Annotated in this window: 15 protein-coding genes; 5 read left to right on the top strand and 10 right to left on the bottom strand. The window is 67.2% G+C overall.

Going from position 1 to position 19999, the window contains the following annotated elements:
* Positions 1–57 precede the first annotated feature (57 nt).
* Complete coding sequence (locus ACSBPQ_RS01100) at positions 58–918, top strand: EamA family transporter (RefSeq protein ID WP_442683254.1); 861 nt, start codon at positions 58–60, stop codon at positions 916–918.
* 62 nt (positions 919–980) lie between these two features.
* Here the strand turns inward: ACSBPQ_RS01100 and ACSBPQ_RS01095 are convergent, their stop codons facing one another.
* The 3 genes from ACSBPQ_RS01095 to ACSBPQ_RS01085 form a co-directional block, all read right to left on the bottom strand.
* Positions 981–2714 (bottom strand): ExeM/NucH family extracellular endonuclease, encoded by a 1734-nt coding sequence (locus ACSBPQ_RS01095; RefSeq protein ID WP_442683253.1) that lies wholly within the window; start codon positions 2712–2714, stop codon positions 981–983.
* A gap of 76 nt (positions 2715–2790) precedes the next feature.
* The gene (locus ACSBPQ_RS01090; RefSeq protein WP_442683252.1) at positions 2791–3309 is read right to left on the bottom strand and encodes a c-type cytochrome; all 519 of its coding nucleotides are present in this window, start codon (positions 3307–3309) and stop codon (positions 2791–2793) included.
* 120 nt (positions 3310–3429) lie between these two features.
* Positions 3430–4041, bottom strand: coding sequence for a TetR/AcrR family transcriptional regulator (locus tag ACSBPQ_RS01085; RefSeq protein ID WP_442683251.1), 612 nt, complete (start codon positions 4039–4041; stop codon positions 3430–3432).
* A gap of 144 nt (positions 4042–4185) precedes the next feature.
* Here ACSBPQ_RS01085 and ACSBPQ_RS01080 point away from each other — a divergent pair, with 144 nt between their 5' ends.
* The 3 genes from ACSBPQ_RS01080 to ACSBPQ_RS01070 all read left to right on the top strand — a co-directional run bounded on the left by ACSBPQ_RS01080 (position 4186) and on the right by ACSBPQ_RS01070 (position 9498).
* On the top strand, positions 4186–5349 hold the full coding sequence (locus ACSBPQ_RS01080; RefSeq protein ID WP_442683250.1) for an isovaleryl-CoA dehydrogenase: 1164 nt from the start codon (positions 4186–4188) through the stop codon (positions 5347–5349).
* 213 nt (positions 5350–5562) lie between these two features.
* Positions 5563–7173 carry a carboxyl transferase domain-containing protein gene (locus tag ACSBPQ_RS01075; protein ID WP_442683249.1) on the top strand — a complete coding sequence of 537 codons (1611 nt, stop codon included), beginning with the start codon at positions 5563–5565 and terminating at the stop codon, positions 7171–7173.
* A gap of 354 nt (positions 7174–7527) precedes the next feature.
* Positions 7528–9498, top strand: coding sequence for an acetyl/propionyl/methylcrotonyl-CoA carboxylase subunit alpha (locus ACSBPQ_RS01070; RefSeq protein WP_442683248.1), 1971 nt, complete (start codon positions 7528–7530; stop codon positions 9496–9498).
* A gap of 195 nt (positions 9499–9693) precedes the next feature.
* Here ACSBPQ_RS01070 and ACSBPQ_RS01065 read toward each other — a convergent pair whose 3' ends face one another.
* The 3 genes from ACSBPQ_RS01065 to aceB all read right to left on the bottom strand — a co-directional run bounded on the left by ACSBPQ_RS01065 (position 9694) and on the right by aceB (position 13914).
* Positions 9694–10740, bottom strand: a complete 1047-nt coding sequence (locus ACSBPQ_RS01065; RefSeq protein ID WP_442683247.1) for a diguanylate cyclase domain-containing protein — start codon at positions 10738–10740, stop codon at positions 9694–9696.
* A 162-nt stretch (positions 10741–10902) separates the two neighbouring features.
* Complete coding sequence (gene aceA / locus ACSBPQ_RS01060) at positions 10903–12234, bottom strand: isocitrate lyase (RefSeq protein ID WP_442683246.1); 1332 nt, start codon at positions 12232–12234, stop codon at positions 10903–10905.
* Positions 12235–12273: 39 nt separating this feature from the next.
* Positions 12274–13914, bottom strand: coding sequence for a malate synthase A (gene aceB, locus ACSBPQ_RS01055; RefSeq protein WP_442683245.1), 1641 nt, complete (start codon positions 13912–13914; stop codon positions 12274–12276).
* A 108-nt stretch (positions 13915–14022) separates the two neighbouring features.
* Between aceB and ACSBPQ_RS01050 the strand changes: the two genes are divergently transcribed.
* Positions 14023–14991, top strand: coding sequence for a LysR family transcriptional regulator (locus ACSBPQ_RS01050; RefSeq protein WP_442683244.1), 969 nt, complete (start codon positions 14023–14025; stop codon positions 14989–14991).
* A 238-nt stretch (positions 14992–15229) separates the two neighbouring features.
* On the opposite strand, the gene dcp is transcribed toward ACSBPQ_RS01050, so the two are convergent.
* The 4 genes from dcp to arfB form a co-directional block, all read right to left on the bottom strand.
* On the bottom strand, positions 15230–17410 hold the full coding sequence (dcp, locus tag ACSBPQ_RS01045; RefSeq protein ID WP_442683243.1) for a peptidyl-dipeptidase Dcp: 2181 nt from the start codon (positions 17408–17410) through the stop codon (positions 15230–15232).
* A 109-nt stretch (positions 17411–17519) separates the two neighbouring features.
* A complete protein-coding gene (locus ACSBPQ_RS01040; protein WP_442683242.1) occupies positions 17520–18956 on the bottom strand; it encodes a cryptochrome/photolyase family protein in 1437 nt (478 codons plus the stop codon).
* A 3-nt stretch (positions 18957–18959) separates the two neighbouring features.
* Entirely contained in the window at positions 18960–19562 is a 603-nt protein-coding gene (locus ACSBPQ_RS01035) for a lysophospholipid acyltransferase family protein (protein WP_442683241.1), read from the bottom strand.
* A gap of 3 nt (positions 19563–19565) precedes the next feature.
* The gene (gene arfB, locus ACSBPQ_RS01030; protein WP_442683240.1) at positions 19566–19997 is read right to left on the bottom strand and encodes an alternative ribosome rescue aminoacyl-tRNA hydrolase ArfB; all 432 of its coding nucleotides are present in this window, start codon (positions 19995–19997) and stop codon (positions 19566–19568) included.
* Positions 19998–19999: the final 2 nt, after the last annotated feature.

Raw genomic sequence — 19999 nt, 5'->3', positions numbered from 1 at the left:
TAATACCGGCCCCGCCCGGCGGCTTCATTGCTCCTTCCTTCACGTGGGTTGTCCCTGATGCTTTTCCTGATCCTGAGCGTGACCTGCAGCGTGCTGGTATCGGTCGTGCTGAAACTGGCGCCGCGCCGCGGCATCGATATCGCCCAGGCGGTGACCTGGAATTACCTGGCCGCCAGCGTGCTGGCACTAGTGCTGCTCAAGCCCTCGCTGCACGCGCTGGGCAACGGCCACACGCCCTGGCCGGCCCTGTTCGGGCTGGCGCTGCTGCTGCCCGGTATTTTCCTGGTGCTGGCGCGGGCCGTGCGCGAGACCGGCATCGTCCGCAGCGACGTGGCGCAACGACTGTCGCTGCTGCTGTCGCTGCTCGCCGCCTTCGTGCTGTTCGGCGAGCAGGCCAACGGCTGGAAGCTGGCCGGGCTGGGACTGGGACTGCTGGCCATCGTCGGGGTGAGCGCGCGTGCGGGCGATGCCGGAGCCGCCGCCCCTTCCAGCTGGCGCTGGCTGATGGCGGTGTGGGCCGGGTTCGCATTGATCGACATCCTGCTCAAGCAGGTGGCCGCCGCCGGCACGCCCTCCACCGCCGCGCTGCTGGTCAGTTTCGCCCTCGCCTTCGTGCTGATGCTGGGCTGGCAGCTGCAACGCCACGCCAGCGGCGCGGCGCGGCTCACCGCCCGCAACTTCGGCTATGGACTGCTGCTGGGCCTGCTCAACTTCGGCAACATCCTGTTCTATGTGCGCGCGCACCAGGCGCTGCCACACAGCCCGGCGACGGTCTTCGCCGGCATGAACATCGGCGTGGTGTGCCTGGGCGCCCTGGTCGGCGTGTTCGCCTTCGGTGAAAAAACCAGCCGCTGGAACCGCGCCGGTCTGGTGCTGGCGGTGGTGGCAATCGCCCTGATCGCCCGCGGCACGCTGTAAAGCAAGAAGGCAGGTGTTGCGCGCACAACGACCTGCCTTGCGTGTGTTGCAGGTGCCGGGCGTTACGGCTCGAAGCCCAGCAGCAGCGGATCGTGGTCGGAGCTGCGCCACGGGCCGGGCACGTTGCGGCCCTGATAGCCCACCTCATCGGCCTCGTCGGCATTGATATGCCATTCGGCCGCGCCCTTCAGCCGCGCGGCCATGCCCGGGCTCAGCAGCGCGTGGTCCAGGCGCCCGGCCAGGCCGTTGTAGACGTAGCTGTAGGGCTGCGCAACGCCGGCCAGCTTGAATGCGTCCTGCCAGCCGTCGGCCTGCAGGGTGCGGATCGGGTCTTCCATCGCATAGGCGTTGAAGTCGCCCAGCAGCACCGCGTCCTTGCTGCCGCTGCCGGTGGGATCGCCCTGCAGCCACTGGTGCAGCAAGCGCGCCGATTCGACCCGGGTGGCATTCCAGCAGCCTTGGCCATCCTTCTGGTCGGCATCGGCACCGCTCGCTTCCGAGCAGCCCTTGGACTTGAAGTGATTGGCTACGACCACAAACGGCGCCCCGCTACGGCCCATTCGGAACGCCTGCGCCAGCGGCACCCGGCTGCGTTCGCCGAACGGCCCTTCTTCCAGCACCGCCGGCCGCCCCACCGGCGCCACGCGCGCGGCGCGGTAGATGATGCCGACCCGGATCGGATTGTCACCCGGTCCGTTTCCGGCATCGACAAACGCCCAGCGGCCCTTCCTGCCCTGTCCTTCATTGAGCGCCCGCACCAGCTGGTCGATGGCCGAATCCGGGCCGTAGCCGTCGTTCTCCAGCTCCATCAACGCCGCCACGTCGGCATCGAGGCCACGGATGCTGGCCACCAGCTTGGCCTGCTGCGCTTGCAGCTGCTCCGCAGTCCTGGCGCCGCGCGCGGTCGGGAAACCAGCGCCGCGACCATTGCCATTGAAATAGTTCTCGAGATTGAACGCGGCAATGCGCAAACCACCTGCCACCCGGGGTGGCTGCGGCCGCGCGGGTGCCGGCAACTGCAATGGAGCAGTCAGCTGCAGGCGGTAATCGCCGTCGAAACGCTGGTCGACCACGCCTTCGACACCTTCCAGCACCATGCCGGTGCGCAGCACCGCATCGGCCGGCAGATAGCCCACAGTGTCAGGATCGCGCCGGCTGCTGCCGTCATCCAGCCGCAGCCGGCGGCGGGCATTGCCGGCCTCCAGCGCCGCATGTTCGTCGGTGCCGGCCGCCGCCAGTTCGCTGGGCTGCCACAGACGGCCATCGAAGGCGACGGTGAGTTCGCCATTACGTGCCAGCTGGTGGTGCGCGGACAAGGTCAACGGCACGGCGATGCGTATCTGCATGCCTTCCAGCGCCTCCCAGCTGGCCGGCACGCCATCAAGCACGGTGACCGCCGGTGCCGGGCGTGCGGCGGCGGTTGTCACCTTTTCGGCCTGCAGCGCGGTCAGCGATTGACCGCTCCTGCCCGCCGCCAGCTCCTGCACGGTACCGGTGATCCGCAGCCACTGGCCTGGCTGCAGCGCCTGACCGGATGCAAGCTGCACGAATAGGCCATCGGAGGTGGCCGCATCCCCATCACCGCCATCCTGCACGAATACACCGCCCAGCCCGTCACGCATATCGGCGGCGACCATGCCTTCGATCATGACGCGCTCGCCATCGTATGGGCTGCGCTCGCCACTGCCCTGCACCGCGCCAATGGGAAACAGCGGCGGCGGGGCGTCGAATGCGGTCGAGTACGCCGGGAGGGCGACCATCATGGCAAGGGCGGGGAACAGGGCGGATCGGCGCATGGTCGGCAACTTTGCGGTGACGGAAACGAAAGCGCCGCCCGGAAGGCGGCGCCAGTGGCTTCGCTGGAGAAACAGCTTACTTCAGGTTGGCCAGCATCCAGTCCACGGCCGCATGCATCTGCTCTTCACTCAGGCCGGCGTTGCCGCCCTTCGGCGGCATGACCCCGCCACCCGGACCGGAATAGCCTTCAATGGCGTGCTTGTAGAGGGTCTCGGTGCCCTGCGCGATGCGCGTATCCCAGTGCGCGTGATCCAGCGTCGGCGCATTGCCCACGCCACTGGTGTGGCAGGCGGTGCACAGGTTGTCGTAGATCACCTTGCCGTCCAGCGTGCCGCCATAGGCGCCACTGGCTGCGGCGGCAGCCGCGGCGGCAGCGGCAGCGGCGGCCTGGGCCGAGGCACCGGTACTGCCGGCATACACCGCACCGACCGGCGCGATGCGCTGCTCGGTACGCTGCGCCGCCTGCGGCGAGACTTCCGCCGGGATCAGCCGATGCAGGTACGAGGAGAAAAAGATCAAGCCAATCGAAATGATCACCAAAAAGGCGATCACAATGGAAAAGCGCTTCAGGAATTGAGAGTCATGATTCCGCACGTAACGACACCCCTGGCAAGTAGTCGGTGGACCACAGCGATTGGCGCAGTATAGACCAGCGCCCCCATCTGGTCGCAATGGGATACCCGTCCGGGCCTGCGGCCAAAAGTCGCAGTGCGGTTATGCAGCGGCCCCGGCCGCACGCAGGCACAGGGCGCTGATCGCCTCCACCAGCGGCTCGCCATCGCGCAGACCCTCGCGGCTGGGCGCGGTCGGCCCGACCAGCGCTTCGGTGAACGCGCCGACGATGCAGGCCGCGCTCACGTCCAGATCCTGCGCCGGCAGCTCGCCGCGGCGCACGCCGTCGGCAAGGATGCGCTTGAACACATCGCCGAACAGCCGCCGGCAGCGGATGCGCTCGGCCTCCACCTCCGGATCGACCGGCTCGGCGATGAAGGCATAGGCCAGCCCGGGGCCGGCCATCGCGCGACGCACGAACGAGGCCACCGCGCGTTGCAGCCGCTGCGGTGCCGGCAACGCCTCGGCGGCGATGGCCGACAGGATCTCCAGCTCGTGATCGACCGCCGCGGTCAGCACCTCGACGAACAGCTCGGCCTTCGACGGGAAGTGCCGGTAGATCAGCCCGGTGGAGACGCCGGCCTCGGCCGCCACCGCGGTGATCGGCGCGTTGCGGTAGCCGCCGGCGGCGACCAGCCGGCGGGCGGCCGCCAGGATCGCCTCGCGATTGCCGGCGAGGCGTTTTTCCATCAATTCCGAGCGTTTGTAAGCCATGGGCTGATTCTAGGTTCAATTTTTGAATTTGTATTCACTTCTTCATGAAGACCCGTTAGGCTGCGCGCAAACGCCCGTGCCGACGGCCCTGCCCGTCACCCCATCCCGGAGCGCCCCTCGCCAAGCCGTACTGGAGCCGCCCGCATGCACATCCCCTCCCTGTCCTTTGATCTGGGCGAAGAAATCGACCTGTTGCGCGAAAGCGTGGCCCAGTTCGCCAGCGCACACATCGCCCCGCTGGCCGCGGAAGCCGACGCGGGCAACCACTTCCCCAACCAGCTATGGCGCCAGCTCGGCGAACAGGGCCTGCTCGGCATGACCGTGGAGGAACAGTACGGCGGCAGTGGCATGGGCTACCTGGCGCACGTGGTGGCGATGGAGGAAATCTCGCGCGCCTCCGGCGGCATCGGCCTGTCCTACGGCGCGCATTCCAACCTGTGCCTCAACCAGCTGCGCAAGAACGCCAGCGAGGCGCAGAAGCACAAATACCTGCCCAGGCTGTGCAGCGGCGAACATATCGGCGCATTGGCGATGAGTGAACCCGGCGCCGGCTCGGACGTGGTGTCGATGAAACTGCGCGCCGAGCTGCGCGGCGACCATTACCTGCTCAACGGCAACAAGATGTGGATCACCAACGGCCCCGACGCCGATGTGCTGATCGTCTACGCCAAGACCGACCTCAACGCCGGCTCGCGCGGCATCACCGCCTTCATCATCGAAAAGGGCATGAAGGGTTTCTCCACCGCGCAGAAGCTGGACAAGCTGGGCATGCGTTCCTCCAACACCTGCGAGCTGGTGTTCCAGGACTGCGAGGTGCCGGCGGAGAACGTGCTCGGCGAAGTCGGCGGCGGCGTGAAAGTGCTGATGTCCGGTCTGGACTACGAGCGCGTGGTGCTGTCCGGTGGTCCGCTGGGCCTGATGGCCGCGGCGCTGGACGTGGTGCTGCCGTACGTGCACGAGCGCAAGCAGTTCGGTGAAGCGATCGGCACGTTCCAGCTGATCCAGGCCAAGCTGGCCGACATGTACGTCGGCTTCAATGCCTGCCGCGCCTACGTGTATGCGGTGGCCAAGGCCTGCGACCAGGGCCGCACCACGCGCCAGGATGCGGCCGGGGCAATTCTGTATTCGGCAGAAAAGGCGACGTGGGCGGCCGGTGAGGCGATCCAGATCCTCGGCGGCAACGGCTACATCAACGAGTATCCGGCCGGGCGCCTGTGGCGCGACGCCAAACTGTACGAGATCGGCGCCGGCACCTCGGAGATCCGCCGCATGCTGATCGGACGCGAACTGTTCCAGCGCACCGCGTGAGTCGAAGCCCCTCTCCCGTGAGGCGAGAGGGGCAACTTGCGAACCATTGGCTCGCTGCCCCACGAACACTCTTGTACTGGCACAAGGACCGGGGCGCGAAACGGGGGTTGGGGTGACCATGACCTTCATTGCCCCAGGCTTCGCCCGAATCCTCATCCGCCCCTTCGGGGCACCTCCTCCCAGCGGGAGAAGGAAGAGCAAAGGCCATCCGCCATGACCGTACTGAAAACCCAGCTGCAACCCGGCAGCGACATGTTTGAGGCCAACCGCGCCGCGATGCAGGCCCAGGTCGATGACCTGCGCGCCACGCTGGAAACCACCGCGCGCGGCGGCAACGACGCAGCCCGGGCCAAACACACCGCGCGCGGCAAGCTGCTGGTGCGTGAGCGCATCGACGCACTGCTCGATCCGGGCAGCGCCTTCCTCGAGATCGCACCGCTGGCCGCGCACGGCATGTACGCCGACCCGGTGCCCGGTGCCGGCATGGTCGCCGGTATCGGCCGCGTGTCCGGCGTGGAGTGCCTGATCGTCGCCAACGACGCCACCGTCAAGGGCGGCACCTATTACCCGGTGACGGTCAAGAAGCACCTGCGCGCGCAGGAAATCGCCCAGCAGAACCGTCTGCCCTGCATCTATCTGGTCGACTCCGGCGGTGCCTTCCTGCCGCTGCAGGACGAGGTGTTTCCCGATCGCGACCATTTCGGCCGGATCTTCTACAACCAGGCCAACCTGTCGGCACAGGGCATTCCGCAGATCGCCTGCGTGATGGGCAGTTGCACCGCCGGCGGCGCCTACGTGCCGGCGATGAGCGATGAGACGGTCATCGTCAAGGAACAGGGCACCATCTTCCTTGGCGGCCCGCCGCTGGTGAAAGCCGCCACCGGCGAGGTGGTCAGCGCCGAGGAACTGGGCGGCGCCGACGTGCACACGCGCATCTCCGGCGTGGCCGATCACATGGCCGACAACGACCTGCAGGCGCTGGCACGGGTGCGTTCCATCATCGCCAACTTGAACTGGCGCAAGCCCGATGCAGGCGTGGCACTGCAGGCCAGCGAAGCACCGCTGTTCGATGCGCAGGAACTGTACGGGGTGATTCCGGCCGACACGCGCAAGCCGTACGACGTGCGTGAGGTGATCGCCCGCATCGTCGATGGTTCGCGTTTTGATGAATTCAAACCACGCTACGGCAACACCCTGGTCACCGGCTTTGCCCATGTGCACTGCCATCCAGTCGGCATCATCGCCAACAACGGCATCCTGTTCTCCGAGTCGGCACTGAAAGGCGCGCACTTCATCGAGCTGTGCTGCCAGCGCAACATCCCGCTGCTGTTCCTGCAGAACATCACCGGCTTCATGGTCGGGAAGAAATACGAGCACGGTGGCATCGCCAAGGATGGCGCCAAACTGGTGATGGCGGTGGCCAACGCACGCGTGCCCAAGTACACGGTGGTGATCGGCGGCTCGTTCGGCGCGGGCAACTACGGCATGTGTGGCCGCGCCTATTCGCCGCACTTCCTGTGGATGTGGCCGAACGCGCGCATCGGCGTGATGGGTGGCGAGCAGGCCGCCAGCGTGCTGGCAACGGTCAAGCGCGACGGTATCGAGGCCAAGGGCGGGCAGTGGTCGGCGGAAGAAGAGGATGCATTCAAGCAGCCGATCCGCGACCAGTTCGAGCAGCAGGGCCATCCGTATTACGCCAGTGCGCGGTTGTGGGATGACGGGGTGATTGATCCGGCCGATACCCGGCGGGTGCTCGGGCTGGCCTTGGCGGCAAGTCTCAATGCGCCGGTGCAGGACACGCGGTTTGGCGTGTTCCGGATGTGAGGCCGCCAGCATGACTGGTGCCCAGCTGGAAGGCCGCGCCTTGGCCTCGGCTCCTGCTTTTGCCTCCGCCTTTCAGGGTTCCCTTCCACAGCGACGGAGCCGACGGACAAGACCCGAAGGGCGATGTGCATGGATGCACGTCGTTTTTCGACACGACAAGGATGTCGTGTCGAAAAATCCCGGCGGTGGAGTGGACCCGATGCGCGCCGCGCGTCGGGCGCGGAGGCAGGGCGTGCTTTCTTTTGGCTACCTTTTCTTTACACGAGAAAAGAAAAGTAGCTCGCTCCCCAACAGGGGAGCGAAAGCTTTTCAATCCTTCAAGCTGCCGCCGTGCAGCACGTCATGGACAACGCCATGTTCAACAAGATCCTGATCGCCAATCGCGGTGAAATCGCCTGCCGCGTCATCGCCACCTGCCGCCGCCTCGGCGTCGCCACCGTGGCGGTGTATTCCGATGCCGATCGCAATGCGCGCCACGTGCGGCTGGCCGATGAGGCCATCCATATCGGCCCGGCAGCGGCGGCGGAAAGCTACCTGCGTGCGGAGGTGATCCTCGATGCCGCACAACGTACGGGGGCGCAGGCCATCCATCCGGGCTATGGCTTCCTGTCCGAGAACGCGGACTTTGCCCGGGCCTGCGAGGCTGCCGGCATCATCTTCATCGGCCCGCCGGCCAGCGCCATCGATGCGATGGGCGACAAAAGTGCGGCCAAGGCGTTGATGCAGGCGGCCGGCGTGCCGCTGACGCCCGGTTATCACGGCGAGCAGCAGGAGCCGGCATTCCTGCGCGCACAGGCCGATGCCATCGGCTACCCGGTGCTGATCAAGGCCAGTGCCGGCGGTGGCGGCAAGGGCATGCGCAAGGTCGAGGCCAGCGCCGACTTCGACGCGGCACTGCTCAGCTGCCAGCGCGAGGCGCAGGCGGCGTTCGGCAACGCGCAGGTGCTGGTGGAGAAGTACATCGAACGCCCGCGCCATATCGAGATCCAGGTGTTCGGCGACAGCCATGGCAACGTGGTGCATCTGTTCGAACGTGACTGCTCGGTGCAGCGCCGCCACCAGAAGGTGCTGGAAGAAGCGCCCGCACCGGGCATGACCGCCGAACGCCGCGCCGCCATGGGCAAGGCCGCGACCGATGCCGCACGCGCCGTTGGCTATGTCGGTGCCGGCACGGTGGAGTTCATCGCATCGCCTTCGGGCGAATTCTGGTTCATGGAAATGAACACCCGGCTGCAGGTCGAGCACCCGGTGACCGAGCTGATCACCGGCACCGATCTGGTCGAATGGCAGCTGCGCGTGGCTGCCGGGCAGCCGTTGCCGAAGACCCAGGAACAGCTGCAGATCCACGGCCACGCCATCGAGGCACGCCTGTATGCCGAGGACGCCGACCGCGGCTTCCTGCCGTCCACCGGCACCTTGCGTCACCTGCGCCTGCCGGCATCCAGCACCAACGTGCGTGTGGATGCCGGTGTCGAACAGGGCGATGCGATCACTCCGTACTACGACCCGATGATCGCCAAGCTGATCGTCTGGGACGTGGATCGCGAGCGCGCACTGCAACGCATGCAGCAGGCCCTGGCGCAATGCCAGGTGGTGGGCGTGACCACCAATGCCGCCTTCCTGCGCCGGCTGGTGATGACCGGATCGTTCCGCCACGCCAACCTCGATACCGCGCTGATCGAACGCGAAGGCGAGGCGCTGGACGTGCGGCATCTCGCCGGCAGCGACAACGACTGGGCGCTGGCCGCAGTCCTTGCGGTGCACGGGAATACACACCCAGGCAACGATGCTTCCCCGTGGGATATCGCCGACAGCTGGCGCCTGACCGGCCCGGCCGCCCGTTGCGTCACGCTCGAACATCTGGGCCGGCACAGGCCGCTGCAGGTTAGGCAGTGCGCCGACGGCTGGCAGGTGCAGTGTGACGACGCCTGCATCAACGTCATCGGCAGGCTCACCGGCGACTACTATTCCCTGCAACTGGGCGAGCAGCTTCTACGCGGCCAGTTCGTCCACGAAGGCGACGCCCTGCATGTGTTCGGTAGCGGGAACCCGCAGCGTTTCACCCTGCACGACCCGGTCGCCGAGGCTGACACCCACGCCGATCACGGCGGCAGCCTGCTGGCACCGATGCCCGGGCGCGTGGTCACCCTGCTGGTCGAACCCGGCAGCAGCGTCACCCGCGGCACGCCACTGCTGGTGATGGAGGCGATGAAGATGGAGCACACCCTGCAGGCACCAGCCGACGGCACCGTGCACGGCTTCCGCGCGAAGGCCGGCGACCAGGTCGGAGATGGCGCGGTGCTGGTGGACTTCGAAGCGGACTGAAGCCCCGGATCAATCCGCTCCAGCGCAACCACTGTCAGGCGCGCCCGTTTCGGCACGCACCACTTGCCGCCGCACCGGCAGTGATGGCAGAAGCGGGCAGACAGCTTTTCCGGCGGGATCGGGAAACGACCTGCGCCTGCGGCTGATGGCGGTCATGCTGCCGGTCGCGCCCTGTGACTGCCGCCGCGGTGGCAGTCAGCTGGCTGCCGCCAGACCCGGTGGCCATTGCGGCCGATTGCCACCGAGCCGCTTGGCTTCGTACAGCGCATTGTCGGCATGGGCGTACCAGTCGCTCCAGTCCTGATCCGGATCGAGCAGGCACAGGCCGATGCTGACCGGGCAGATACGCGGCACCGGTTGCGGCTGCTCCAGCAGCGCCTTCACCGACTGCAGGATGGCGCCGGCCGTGTGCTCCAGGGTGTGGCGGTCCGCCACAGGCAGCAGCAGACAGAACTCGTCGCCCCCCAGCCGGCAGGCAAGTCCATCGCACGGCACCACCGCGCGCAGGATCTCGGCGACCGCCTGCAGCACCTGGTCACCGGCCAGATGGCCGTGCTGATCGTTGACGCGCTTGAAGCAGTCGCAATCGATCAGCAGCAATCCCTGCGGTAGCTCTGCCCCCAGGTGCCGGCATTCCTGCAGATACAGCGCCAGACCACGACGGTTGTGCAGGCCGGTCAGCTCATCGGTGCGCACCAGCTCCTCGGTGTGACTCAGCAGATGGCTGGTGCAGTAGAGATTGTCCAGCGCCGCTTCCAGGTCGTGGTTACGGCGGCGCAACTGCCGCATCAGCGCCTGCTCGCTGGAGACCACGCGCATGATCGTACGCCGCAGGAAGAGGGTCGCCTGGGCGGGAGCATGCTCCACCATCTGCTGGAAATCGCCCTGGCCCAGTTCCAGCAGCGCCAGGTCGGTCGAGGCGCGGGCATCGGCATTGCGGCGGTGGCCATCGATCAACAGGCCCATCTCACCGAAGAACTCTCCCGGCCCGAGATACTTGATCGTCAGGTCTTCCCCGAAATCCATATCGACGATGCCGGCGATGATGACGAACATGCTGCCGCCGGATTCACCACGGCGGAACAACGTCTCTCCCGCCGCCACCTGGCGCGGGCGGCCGAACCGTGCGAACAACGCCAGTTCGCCGGACGACAGGAGGGGGTGCTCGATTTCAGCCATCGCCGCCCGGGCGATGCTGGATTCGGGCTCCACGGCCACACTTGCAGCACTGTTGCTGTTCATTCCTTCAGCCCCCGCTACTACCCCCGGCATCCATCGGGGGGAAAGTGCGGAGGATAGCACCGCTGCAAAGCGTGTGTGGCATCACAAAATGAAATGCGCAAAACGCGGACGGGCGGCTCGCGGCCGCCCGTCCATAACCCGGTCAAACCGGCTTCATGTCGTTCAGGCCGCTTCTTCGGACTGGAACTGCTCCTCCTCGGTGGACCCGGTCAGCGCGGTGACGCTGGAAGCGCCGCCCTGGATCACCGTGGTCACATCGTCGAAGTAGCCTGCACCCACTTCCTGCTGGTGCGAGACGAAGGTGTAGCCCTGCTCGCGGGCGGCGAACTCCGGCTCCTGCACCTGCTCCACGTAGTGGCGCATGCCTTCGCCACGGGCGTAGTCGTGGGCGAACTTGAAGGTGTTGAACCAGTTGATGTGGATGCCGGCCAGGGTGATGAACTGGTACTTGTAGCCCAGCGCGGCCAGCTCGTCCTGGAACCTGGCGATGGTCTTGTCGTCCAGGTTCTTCTTCCAGTTGAACGACGGCGAGCAGTTGTAGGACAGCAGCTTGCCGGGGCTGGCGGCGTGCACGGCCTGGGCGAACTCGCGGGCGAAACCCAGGTCCGGGGTGCCGGTCTCGCACCACACCAGATCGGCATGCGGGGCGTAGGCCACACCGCGGCTGATCGCCTGCTCCAGGCCGTTCTTGACCCGGTAGAAGCCCTCGGCGGTGCGCTCGCCGGTGACGAACGGGGCGTCATTCGGATCGAAGTCGCTGGTCAGCAGGTTGGCCGCCTCGGCATCGGTGCGGGCCAGGACAATCGTCGGCACACCCAGCACGTCGGCGGCCAGGCGCGCGGCCGACAGCTTCTGGATCGCCTCCTGGGTCGGCACCAGCACCTTGCCACCCATGTGGCCGCACTTCTTCACCGCGGCCAGCTGGTCCTCGAAGTGCACCGCGGCGGCACCGGCGGTGATCATGTTCTTCATCAGCTCGTAGGCGTTCAACACGCCGCCGAAACCGGCCTCGCCATCGGCGACGATCGGCAGGAAGAAGTCGATCGCATCCTCGGCCTTGACCTTGCCATCGATGATGTTCTTCCACTGGATCTCATCGGCACGCTGGAAGGTGTTGTTGATGCGGCGGACCATGGTTGGCACCGAGTCATAGGCGTACAGCGACTGGTCCGGGTACATGGTTTCGGAGGTATTGCCGTCGGCGGCCACCTGCCAGCCGGACAGGTACACCGCTTCCAGCCCGGCCTTGGCCTGCTGCATCGCCTGGCCGGCGCTGATCGCACCGAAGGCATTCACATAGCCCTTCTTCGCTTCGCCGTTGACCAGCTGCCACAGCTTCTCGGCACCCCGCCTGGCCAGTGTGTGTTCCGGCTGCACGCTGCCGCGCAGGCGCACCACGTCGGCGGCGCTGTAGGTGCGCGTGATGCTCTTCCAACGCGGGTTGTTGTCCCAATCCTGCTGCAGGGCGTCGATCTGTTGCTGGTAGGTGCTCATCGTGTCGTCCTCGAATGATCGTGATGCGTAAGGGGAAGGTCAGTCGATCTGCCGGTAGGCCGGCAGGGTCAGGAAGTCAGCCAGTTCGTCGGCGCGGCTGAGCTGGTCGAGCAGGCCGATGGCCTGGGTGATGCGGCTGCCGCCGGGCAGCGCGGAGGTGTCGCCCAGGCGCGCAGGCAGCGCGCGCAGGGTGCTGTCGAGCAGCGCGAAATCGATCGCGGTGCCGTCGTCCAGGTGCTGGTTGCCGGCGTGCAGCCACTGCCAGATCTGGCTGCGGCTGATCTCGGCGGTGGCCGCGTCCTCCATCAGGTTGTGGATGGGTACGCAGCCGTTGCCGTCCAGCCAGGCGGCCATGTAACGCACGCAGACCTCGACGTTGTTCTCGAAGCCGGCGCGGGTGACGGTGCCGCTGCACGGGGCGATCAGTTCATCGCGACTGGCCTGCACGTCACGGCGCAGCACGTGGTGCTGGTTCGGCGTGGGCATGTGCTCGTCGAAGATGGCGCGCGCCACCGGGATCAGCGCCGGGTGCGCGACCCAGGTGCCGTCGTGGCCGGCCGTGACTTCGCGCAGCTTGTCGGCGCGTACCCGTGCCATCGCCTGCTCGTTGGCGGCGGCATCGTGGTTGATCGGGATCTGCGCGGCCATGCCACCCATCGCATGCGCGCCACGGCGGTGGCAGGTCTTGATCAGCAATTCCGAATAGGCCTTCAGGAACGGCTGCGTCATCGTCACCTGGCCACGCTCGGGCAGCACCTTGTCGGTATGCCGGCGGAAGGTCTTCAGGTAGGAAAAGATGTAGTCCCAGCGGCCGCAGTTCAGGCCGACGATGCGCTCGCGCAGCGCGTGCAGGATCTCGTCCATCTCGAACACCGCCGGCAGCGTCTCGATCAGCACGGTGACCTTGATCTGCCCCTGCGGCAGGCCGAGCATGCCCTCGATATGCGATAGCGCGGTTTCCCACAGCGCCGCCTCTTCCATCGACTGCAGCTTGGGCAGGTACAGGTACGGACCGCGGTCCTTGTCCATCAGCGTCTGCGCGTTGTGGAAGGCGAACAGCGCCGCATCGAACAGGCCGCCTGCGATCGGCTGGCCATCGACCAGCACGTGCTTCTCGTCCAGGTGCCAGCCACGCGGGCGCACGATCAGCACCGCCTGCTCCTCGAACGGGCGCAGCGTGTAGTGCTTGCCCGGCCCCTTGGCGGTGGCCGGTGCGGTGAACTCCAGGTCGCCACGCACCGCCGCCCGCATCGTCTGCTGCCCGGCCAGCACATTGCGCCAGGTCGGCGAGGTGGAATCCTCGAAGTCGGCCATGAACACCTTGGCGCCGGAGTTCAGCGCGTTGATGACCATCTTCGGATCGGTCGGGCCGGTGATCTCGACGCGGCGGTCGGCCAGCGCGGCCGGGATCGGCGCCACCGTCCAGTCGCCCTCGCGGATGGCGCGGGTGTCGGCGCGGAAATCCGGCAGCCCGCCCTGGTCGAAGAACGCCTGCCGCTGGCGACGGGCCGCCAGCTGCGCCTGCCGGCCCGGCTCCACCGCACGGTGCAGCGATACCAGCAGGCCCAGCACACCAGCCGGCAGCAGCGCCGACTGGCCGGCGAGCTGGGTGGTCAGGGTGATGCCCGGGGTCGGGCGCGGCGGGATGCGGGCGGGGGTGACTTGAGCGACGGCGGACATGGGAGGTTCCTGCGTTGTCGTGGGACCTCAACGTGCCGCTGCAGGCATGTATTTAACAAAACAGTTTTTGCAATATTTTTTATAAGTTGTGCTAATACTTGTCTTGCCATGCCCAAGAAGACGCCCGTAACCCCGCGTTTTTCCTACAAGTCGGACCGGCTCAAGCCGCTGCGCGCGTTCCTGCAGACGGTGCGGCTGGGCTCGGTTTCGCGCGCCTCGGAGGCGCTTTTTGTCAGCCAGCCGGCGGTGAGCCTGCAGCTGCAGGCGCTGGAACGGGAGCTGGGGGTGGTGCTGTTCGAGCGCAGCGGGCGGCGGCTGGTGCCCACCCGCGAGGGCCAGCTGCTGTACGACATGGCACAACCGCTGGTGGAAAACCTGGACGGGCTGCTGCCCCGGTTCCGCGAGAAGGTCAGCGGGCTGGATGCGGGCGAGCTCCATATCGCCGCCAATTCCTCGACCATCCTCTATCTGCTGCCCAAGATCGTGGAAAACTTCCGCCGGCAGCACCCGGACGTGCGCCTGACCCTGCACAACGCGATCAGCGCCGACGGCACCGAGCTGCTGCGCAGCGATGCCGCCGACCTGGCGATCGGCTCGATGCTGGATGTGCCGGCCGACCTCAGCTACGCGCCGGTGTACCGCTTCGAGCAGGTGCTGATCACCCCGCCCGACCATCCACTGGCGCAGAAGAAAAACCTCACCCTGGAAGACCTGTCACCGTGGCCGCTGATCCTGCCGCCGCGCCGGCAGATCACCTGGCGGCTGGTGGATCTGGTGTTCCAGCAGCACCGCGTGCCCTACACGGTGGCGCTGGAAGTGGGCGGCTGGGAGGTGATCAAGCAGTACGTGGCGATGGGCATGGGCATCAGCATCGTCACCGCGCTGTCGCTGAACGAGGGCGACCGCGACAAGCTGGCCACCCGCGCGATGGGCGACTACTTCCCGGCACGCAGCTATGGCGTGGTGGTGCGGCGGGGCAAGGTGCTGTCACCGCAGGCACGGGCGTTCGTGGAGTTGATCCAGCCGGACCTGTTCGCCCCGCGCCAGTACGACGACACCGGCCATTCGGAACGCTAGCGGGAAGCTCCGCTCGTTGTTCACGGACTATCGCGCCGCGTTGCGGCGTATTCCAGAACGGACAGGAGCCGGAAAATCCATGGCCGATGCGGTGCCTGACGCAGTGCCGGCCAGGTGCGCGCATTGCCGCTGCCGGGAAATGCCGGCAAAGGGTCCAAGCAGAACACCCTGTCGCCGGTTCCCGGCAAACGCGGAACGAAAGAGCACTTCTTCCGTTCCGCGTCACGGCATGCGCCGGTCAGTCCTGCTTGAGGCCGCGGTTGCGCAGCAGCGGCTCCACGTCCGGATCCTTGCCACGGAACTCGCGGTAGGCGGTGGCCAGGTCGCGGGTGTTGCCGATGGACAGGATCCTGTCACGGAACACCTGGCCATTTTCGCGGGTCAGCCCGCCGTTCTCCTTGAACCACTCGAAGGCATCGTGGTCGATCATCTCCGCCCAGAAGTAGGCGTAGTAACCGGCCGAATAGCCACCGCCCCAGATGTGGTCGAAGTAGCTGCTGCGGTAGCGCGGTGGCACCTGCGCCAGGTCCACCTTGTAGCGCTTGAGCGCCTCGGCCTCGAACTTGTCCACGTCCTGCAGCGGGGCGTCGGCGCCCTGCGTATGCCAGGCCATGTCCAGCAGCGCCGCCGACAGGTATTCGGTGGTCGCATAGCCCTGGTTGAAGGTCCTGGCCTTGGCGATCTTGTCCACCAGCACCTGCGGCATCGCCTCACCACTCTGGTAGTGCCTGGCGTAGTTGGCGAACACCTTCGGATCGGAGGCCCAGTGCTCGTTGAACTGTGACGGGAACTCGACGAAATCGCGCGGTACCGCGGTACCGGCCACACTCGGATACTTCGTGTTGGAGAACATGCCATGCAGCGCATGGCCGAACTCGTGGAACATCGTGGTCACATCATCCCAGCTCAGCAGCGCCGGCTGGCCGGCGGCGGGCTTGGTGAAGTTGCACACGTTGTAGACCACCGGCTTGGTACCGCTAAGGCCGTCCTGTTCGACGAACACATCCATCCACGCGCCGCCGGACTTGCTGTCGCGCTTGTAGAAGTCGGCGTAGAACAGCGCCAGCGGCTGGCCGTCGGCATCGGTGACCTCGAACACGCGCACATCCGGGTGGTAGACCGGCAGGTCGCTGCGCTCCTTGAAGGTGATGCCGTACAGCTGCGTGGCGGCGAAGAACACGCCATTGCGCAGCACGTTGTCCAGTTCGAAGTACGGCTTGATCTGCGCCTCGTCCAGGTCGTATTTGGCCTTGCGCACCTGCTCGGCATAGAAGTCCCAGTCCGAGGCGGTGGCCTTGAAGCCGCCGGCCTTTGAATCAGCACGTTGCGCGTCGATCACCCGCTGGATCTCGGCCAGCTCGCCGCGCGCCTTGGCAGTGGCGGCCGGCACGGTGTCGGTCAGCAGTTTCAGCGCGTTGGCCGGTGTCTGCGCCATCTGGTCGGTGAGGTTGTAGGCGGCGTAGTTCGGGAAGCCGAGCAGTTTGGCCTTGGCCGCACGCAGCTGCGCCAGACGCTGGATGATGGCGCGGGTGTCGTTGCCGTCACCGCGCTCGGTGCGGGTTTCCGAGGCGTCCAGCACCCTGGCGCGCACGGCGCGGTCCTGCAGCGAGGTCAGCACCGGCTGCTGGGTGGTGTTCTGCAGGTCCAGCAGCCACTTGCCCTCGAGCTTGCGGCCCTTGGCGGCCTCGGCGGCGGCGGCGATGTCGCCCTCGGCCAGACCGGCCAGCTGCGCCTTGTCGTCGATGACCACCGCAGCGGCGGCAGTGGCCGCGACCAGCTTGTTGTGGAAGTCGTTGGACAGCGTGGCTTCTTCGGCGTTGTACTGCTTCAGGATTTCCTTGTCGGCGTCACTGAGCTGCGCACCGGCCTTGACGAAGCCCTTCCAGGTTTCCTCGACCACGCGCAGCTGCTCGGCATCCAAGCCGGCACTGGCGCGCGCGTCATAGACCGCCTTCACCCGTTCGAACAGCTTGGCATCCAGGTGGATCGCATCGCTGTGCGCGGCCAGCTTCGGCACCACGGCTTCCTGGATCTTCTGCCGCTCGGGATTGGTGTCGGCCTGCACCACGCTGAAGAACACGCTGCTGACGCGGTCCAGCATCGCGCCGGACTTCTCCATCGGCAGCAGGGTGTTGTCGAAGGTCGCCGGCTGTCCGTTGGCGGTGATCTGCGCGATCTCGGCCAACTGCTGGCGCATGCCCTCCTCGAAGGCCGGCAGGTAGTCGGCATCGGTGATCGTGTCGAACGCCGGCGCCTGGAACGGCAGCGGGCTGACCGTCATGAACGGGTTGGTCGAAGCGTCGGCCGGTTGGCCGGCCTGAGCGGGGGTATCGGTGGTCACGGGGGCAGTGGACTCCTTGCCGGAACAGGCGGCCAGCGCAAGGCTGATGGCGGTGGCCAGAAGGGCATGACGGGTCATGGGGCGGCTCCGGTTGACAGTGGATGCATGCAGCCGCCAACACTACTCCGTCCGCCCCGCACCGGCATGTGCCGATGGTGGCACCGTCAGCGTGCAGCCGGCGTGGGCCTCAAGCCGCCGGTCCACGCGGCAACGTGGCGAAGGCGGCCAGCGCGGCGGCACGTCCGGCCGCCAGATCGACCTGCGGACGGCACGGATACGCCGGGGCCAGCCGGTGTGCCAGCTGCGGATGTTCCCACGGCGCGAACCGCGCCGGCAGCGGCAGCTCCGCCAGCTCCGGCACCCAGCGCGCGATATAGGCGCCTTGCGGATCGAAACGCCGCGCCTGGGTGACCGGGTTGAACACGCGGAAATACGGGGCCGCATCGGCGCCGGTGCCGGCGGTCCACTGCCAGCCCTGGGTGTTGTTGGCCAGGTCGGCATCCACCAGCGTGTCCCAGAACCAGCGCGCGCCCTGCAGCCAGTGCTGGCGCAGGTGCTTGGTCAGCCAGCTGGCCACCACCATGCGCACGCGGTTGTGCATCCAGCCGGTGTGCCACAGCTCGCGCATGCCGGCATCGACAATGGGCACGCCGGTGCGCCCGTGCCGCCATGCCTCCAGCAGCGCCTCATCCGGATCCGCCCACGGGAAATCATCGAAGCGTGGGGCGAGGTTGCGTTCGGGCGTGTGCGGGTAGTGGTGCAGCACGTGGTGGGCGAACTCGCGCCAGCCCAGCTCGGCGAGGAAACGGTCACGATCGGCTTCGGCGATCGCATCACCGGCGGCCAGCACCGCGGCGGCGGCACGGCGCACGGACAACTCGCCGAAATGCAGGTGTGGCGACAGCCGCGAGGTACCGGTTTCGGCGGCGAAATCGCGGCCCTGCGCATAGCCGTGCACGGCACCGTCGAGGAACCGCTGCAGTGCCGCCTGCGCGCCCTGCTCGCCAGGGGTGAAGCGCTGCCAGAAGCCGGTGTCCCATGCCGGGGACGGTGCCGGCAGCAGGTCATCCAGAGGCTCAGCGGCGGGCAGGTCCAGCGTTTCCAGCGACGGCAGCTGCGGCGGCGCATCCCAGGTGCGCGGTTCGCGCCAATGCGCACGCGCCGATTTCCAGAACGGCGTGAACACCCGGTACGGATCGCCCTGCCGGGTCGCCAGCTCCCACGGTTCGAACAACAGCGCGCCGTTGAAGCTTTCCGCATGCAGGCCCGCCTGCCGCAGGCTGCGCTTGATATGCGCGTCGCGCTGTTCGATGGCCGGCTCGTAGCGCCGCGTCCACAGCACCGCTTCGGCGCCGCTGCGGGCGGCCAGCGCCTGCAGGGTGTCCAGCGTGGGGCCACGCAACAGCAGCAGCCGCGAACCGCGCCGCTCCAGCTCGGCCGCCAGCGCCGCCAGCGAACGTCGCCGCCACGCCAGCGACGCCGCGCCCGGTGCCCATGCTCCTTCCTCTTCCGGCGCATGGATATAGACCGGCAGCGGCCGCAGGCCACGGTCCAGCGCCGCGCGCAGGGCCGGCTGGTCGTGCAGGCGCAGGTCATCACGCAGCCACAGCAGTGCCGTGCCCATGGTTCAGAACGTACCGCGGTTGCGGCCGATCCACGGCCGGTACCACTGGCGGATCGCCGCCATGTCGGCAACATCGTCGCCACTGGTGTGGAACGGTGCGCCGAAGCCGATGATTTTTTCCGGGTAATGGAAATAGGCCGGCACGATCGGCACCTGCGCCATCCGTGCGATACGGATGAAACCGCTCTTCCATTCCTGCACCGGCTTGCGCGTGCCCTCCGGCGCCAGCGCGAACCAGATGCGCTCGCTGTCCCGGATCATCGCCACCGCCTGCCCCACCGTGCCCTGCGGCGAGCTGCGGTCCAGCGGCACCACCCCGAGGCGGCGCAGCACCGCGCCCAGCGGCCACCAGAACAGTTTGTCCTTGCCGAGGATGCGCGCTTCCACGCCCAGCGCCATTTTCGCCGCCAGGCCCCACAGGCCATCCCAGTTGGACGAGTGCGGAGCGGCGATCACCACCGCCTTGGCCAGATCCGGCAGCGGGCCACGGATGCGCCAGCCCCCCAGGCGCAGGATGGTGCGGCCCAGCCAGCGGACGAACGCATTGGGCTTTACCTGGGGCATGTTGGGTGGAATTGCGGGGACAACCGGCTCAGGCTTGCTCAAACATCACTCCCAGTTGCGTTGCGAGCGGCCGCGCTTGATCTGCGCGCGCTCTTTTTTCTGGTCCAGCCGGCGCAGCTTGGAACCATAGGTCGGCTTGGTCGCCACCCGCTTCTTGGGCACGCTCAGGCCCGCCTGGATGAAGCCGACCAGACGCTCGCGCGCGTCCTGGCGGTTGCGGTCCTGGGTACGGAAGCGTTGCGCGTCGATCACCAGCACGCCTTCGCCGGTCATGCGCCGGTCACGGCGGGCCAGCAGGCGCTGGCGCAGCGGCTCGGGCAGCGACGGCGAAGCGGCGATGTCGAAACGCAGCTCCACCGCGGTGGAAACCTTGTTGACGTTCTGTCCGCCGGCCCCGGAAGCGCGCACGAAACGCTCGACGATTTCCGCTTCCGGTATCGCCAGCTGCTCGGAAATTTCAATCCGGTCCGTCGCCATCG

Source organism: Stenotrophomonas sp. JC08 (assembly GCF_052180205.1).
In the GTDB taxonomy this organism is placed as follows: Bacteria; Pseudomonadota; Gammaproteobacteria; order Xanthomonadales; family Xanthomonadaceae; genus Stenotrophomonas.
The sequence above is the reverse complement of the archived record's forward strand: the minus strand, read 5'-3'. Positions and strand labels throughout refer to the sequence as shown.

Excerpts from the sequence above, each read along its gene's own strand:
- ACSBPQ_RS01075 (WP_442683249.1), top strand. The coding sequence starts at position 5,563 with ATGACCGTACTGAAAACCCAGCTGCAACCCGGCAGCGACATGTTTGAG.
- ACSBPQ_RS01040 (WP_442683242.1), bottom strand. The coding sequence starts at position 18,956 with ATGGGCACGGCACTGCTGTGGCTGCGTGATGACCTGCGCCTGCACGAC.
- aceA (WP_442683246.1), bottom strand. The coding sequence starts at position 12,234 with ATGAGCACCTACCAGCAACAGATCGACGCCCTGCAGCAGGATTGGGAC.
- ACSBPQ_RS01095 (WP_442683253.1), bottom strand. The coding sequence starts at position 2,714 with ATGCGCCGATCCGCCCTGTTCCCCGCCCTTGCCATGATGGTCGCCCTC.
- dcp (WP_442683243.1), bottom strand. The coding sequence starts at position 17,410 with ATGACCCGTCATGCCCTTCTGGCCACCGCCATCAGCCTTGCGCTGGCC.
- ACSBPQ_RS01100 (WP_442683254.1), top strand. The coding sequence starts at position 58 with ATGCTTTTCCTGATCCTGAGCGTGACCTGCAGCGTGCTGGTATCGGTC.
- ACSBPQ_RS01080 (WP_442683250.1), top strand. The coding sequence starts at position 4,186 with ATGCACATCCCCTCCCTGTCCTTTGATCTGGGCGAAGAAATCGACCTG.
- ACSBPQ_RS01065 (WP_442683247.1), bottom strand. The coding sequence starts at position 10,740 with ATGAACAGCAACAGTGCTGCAAGTGTGGCCGTGGAGCCCGAATCCAGC.
- ACSBPQ_RS01070 (WP_442683248.1), top strand. The coding sequence starts at position 7,528 with ATGTTCAACAAGATCCTGATCGCCAATCGCGGTGAAATCGCCTGCCGC.
- aceB (WP_442683245.1), bottom strand. The coding sequence starts at position 13,914 with ATGTCCGCCGTCGCTCAAGTCACCCCCGCCCGCATCCCGCCGCGCCCG.
- ACSBPQ_RS01050 (WP_442683244.1), top strand. The coding sequence starts at position 14,023 with ATGCCCAAGAAGACGCCCGTAACCCCGCGTTTTTCCTACAAGTCGGAC.
- ACSBPQ_RS01085 (WP_442683251.1), bottom strand. The coding sequence starts at position 4,041 with ATGGCTTACAAACGCTCGGAATTGATGGAAAAACGCCTCGCCGGCAAT.
- arfB (WP_442683240.1), bottom strand. The coding sequence starts at position 19,997 with ATGGCGACGGACCGGATTGAAATTTCCGAGCAGCTGGCGATACCGGAA.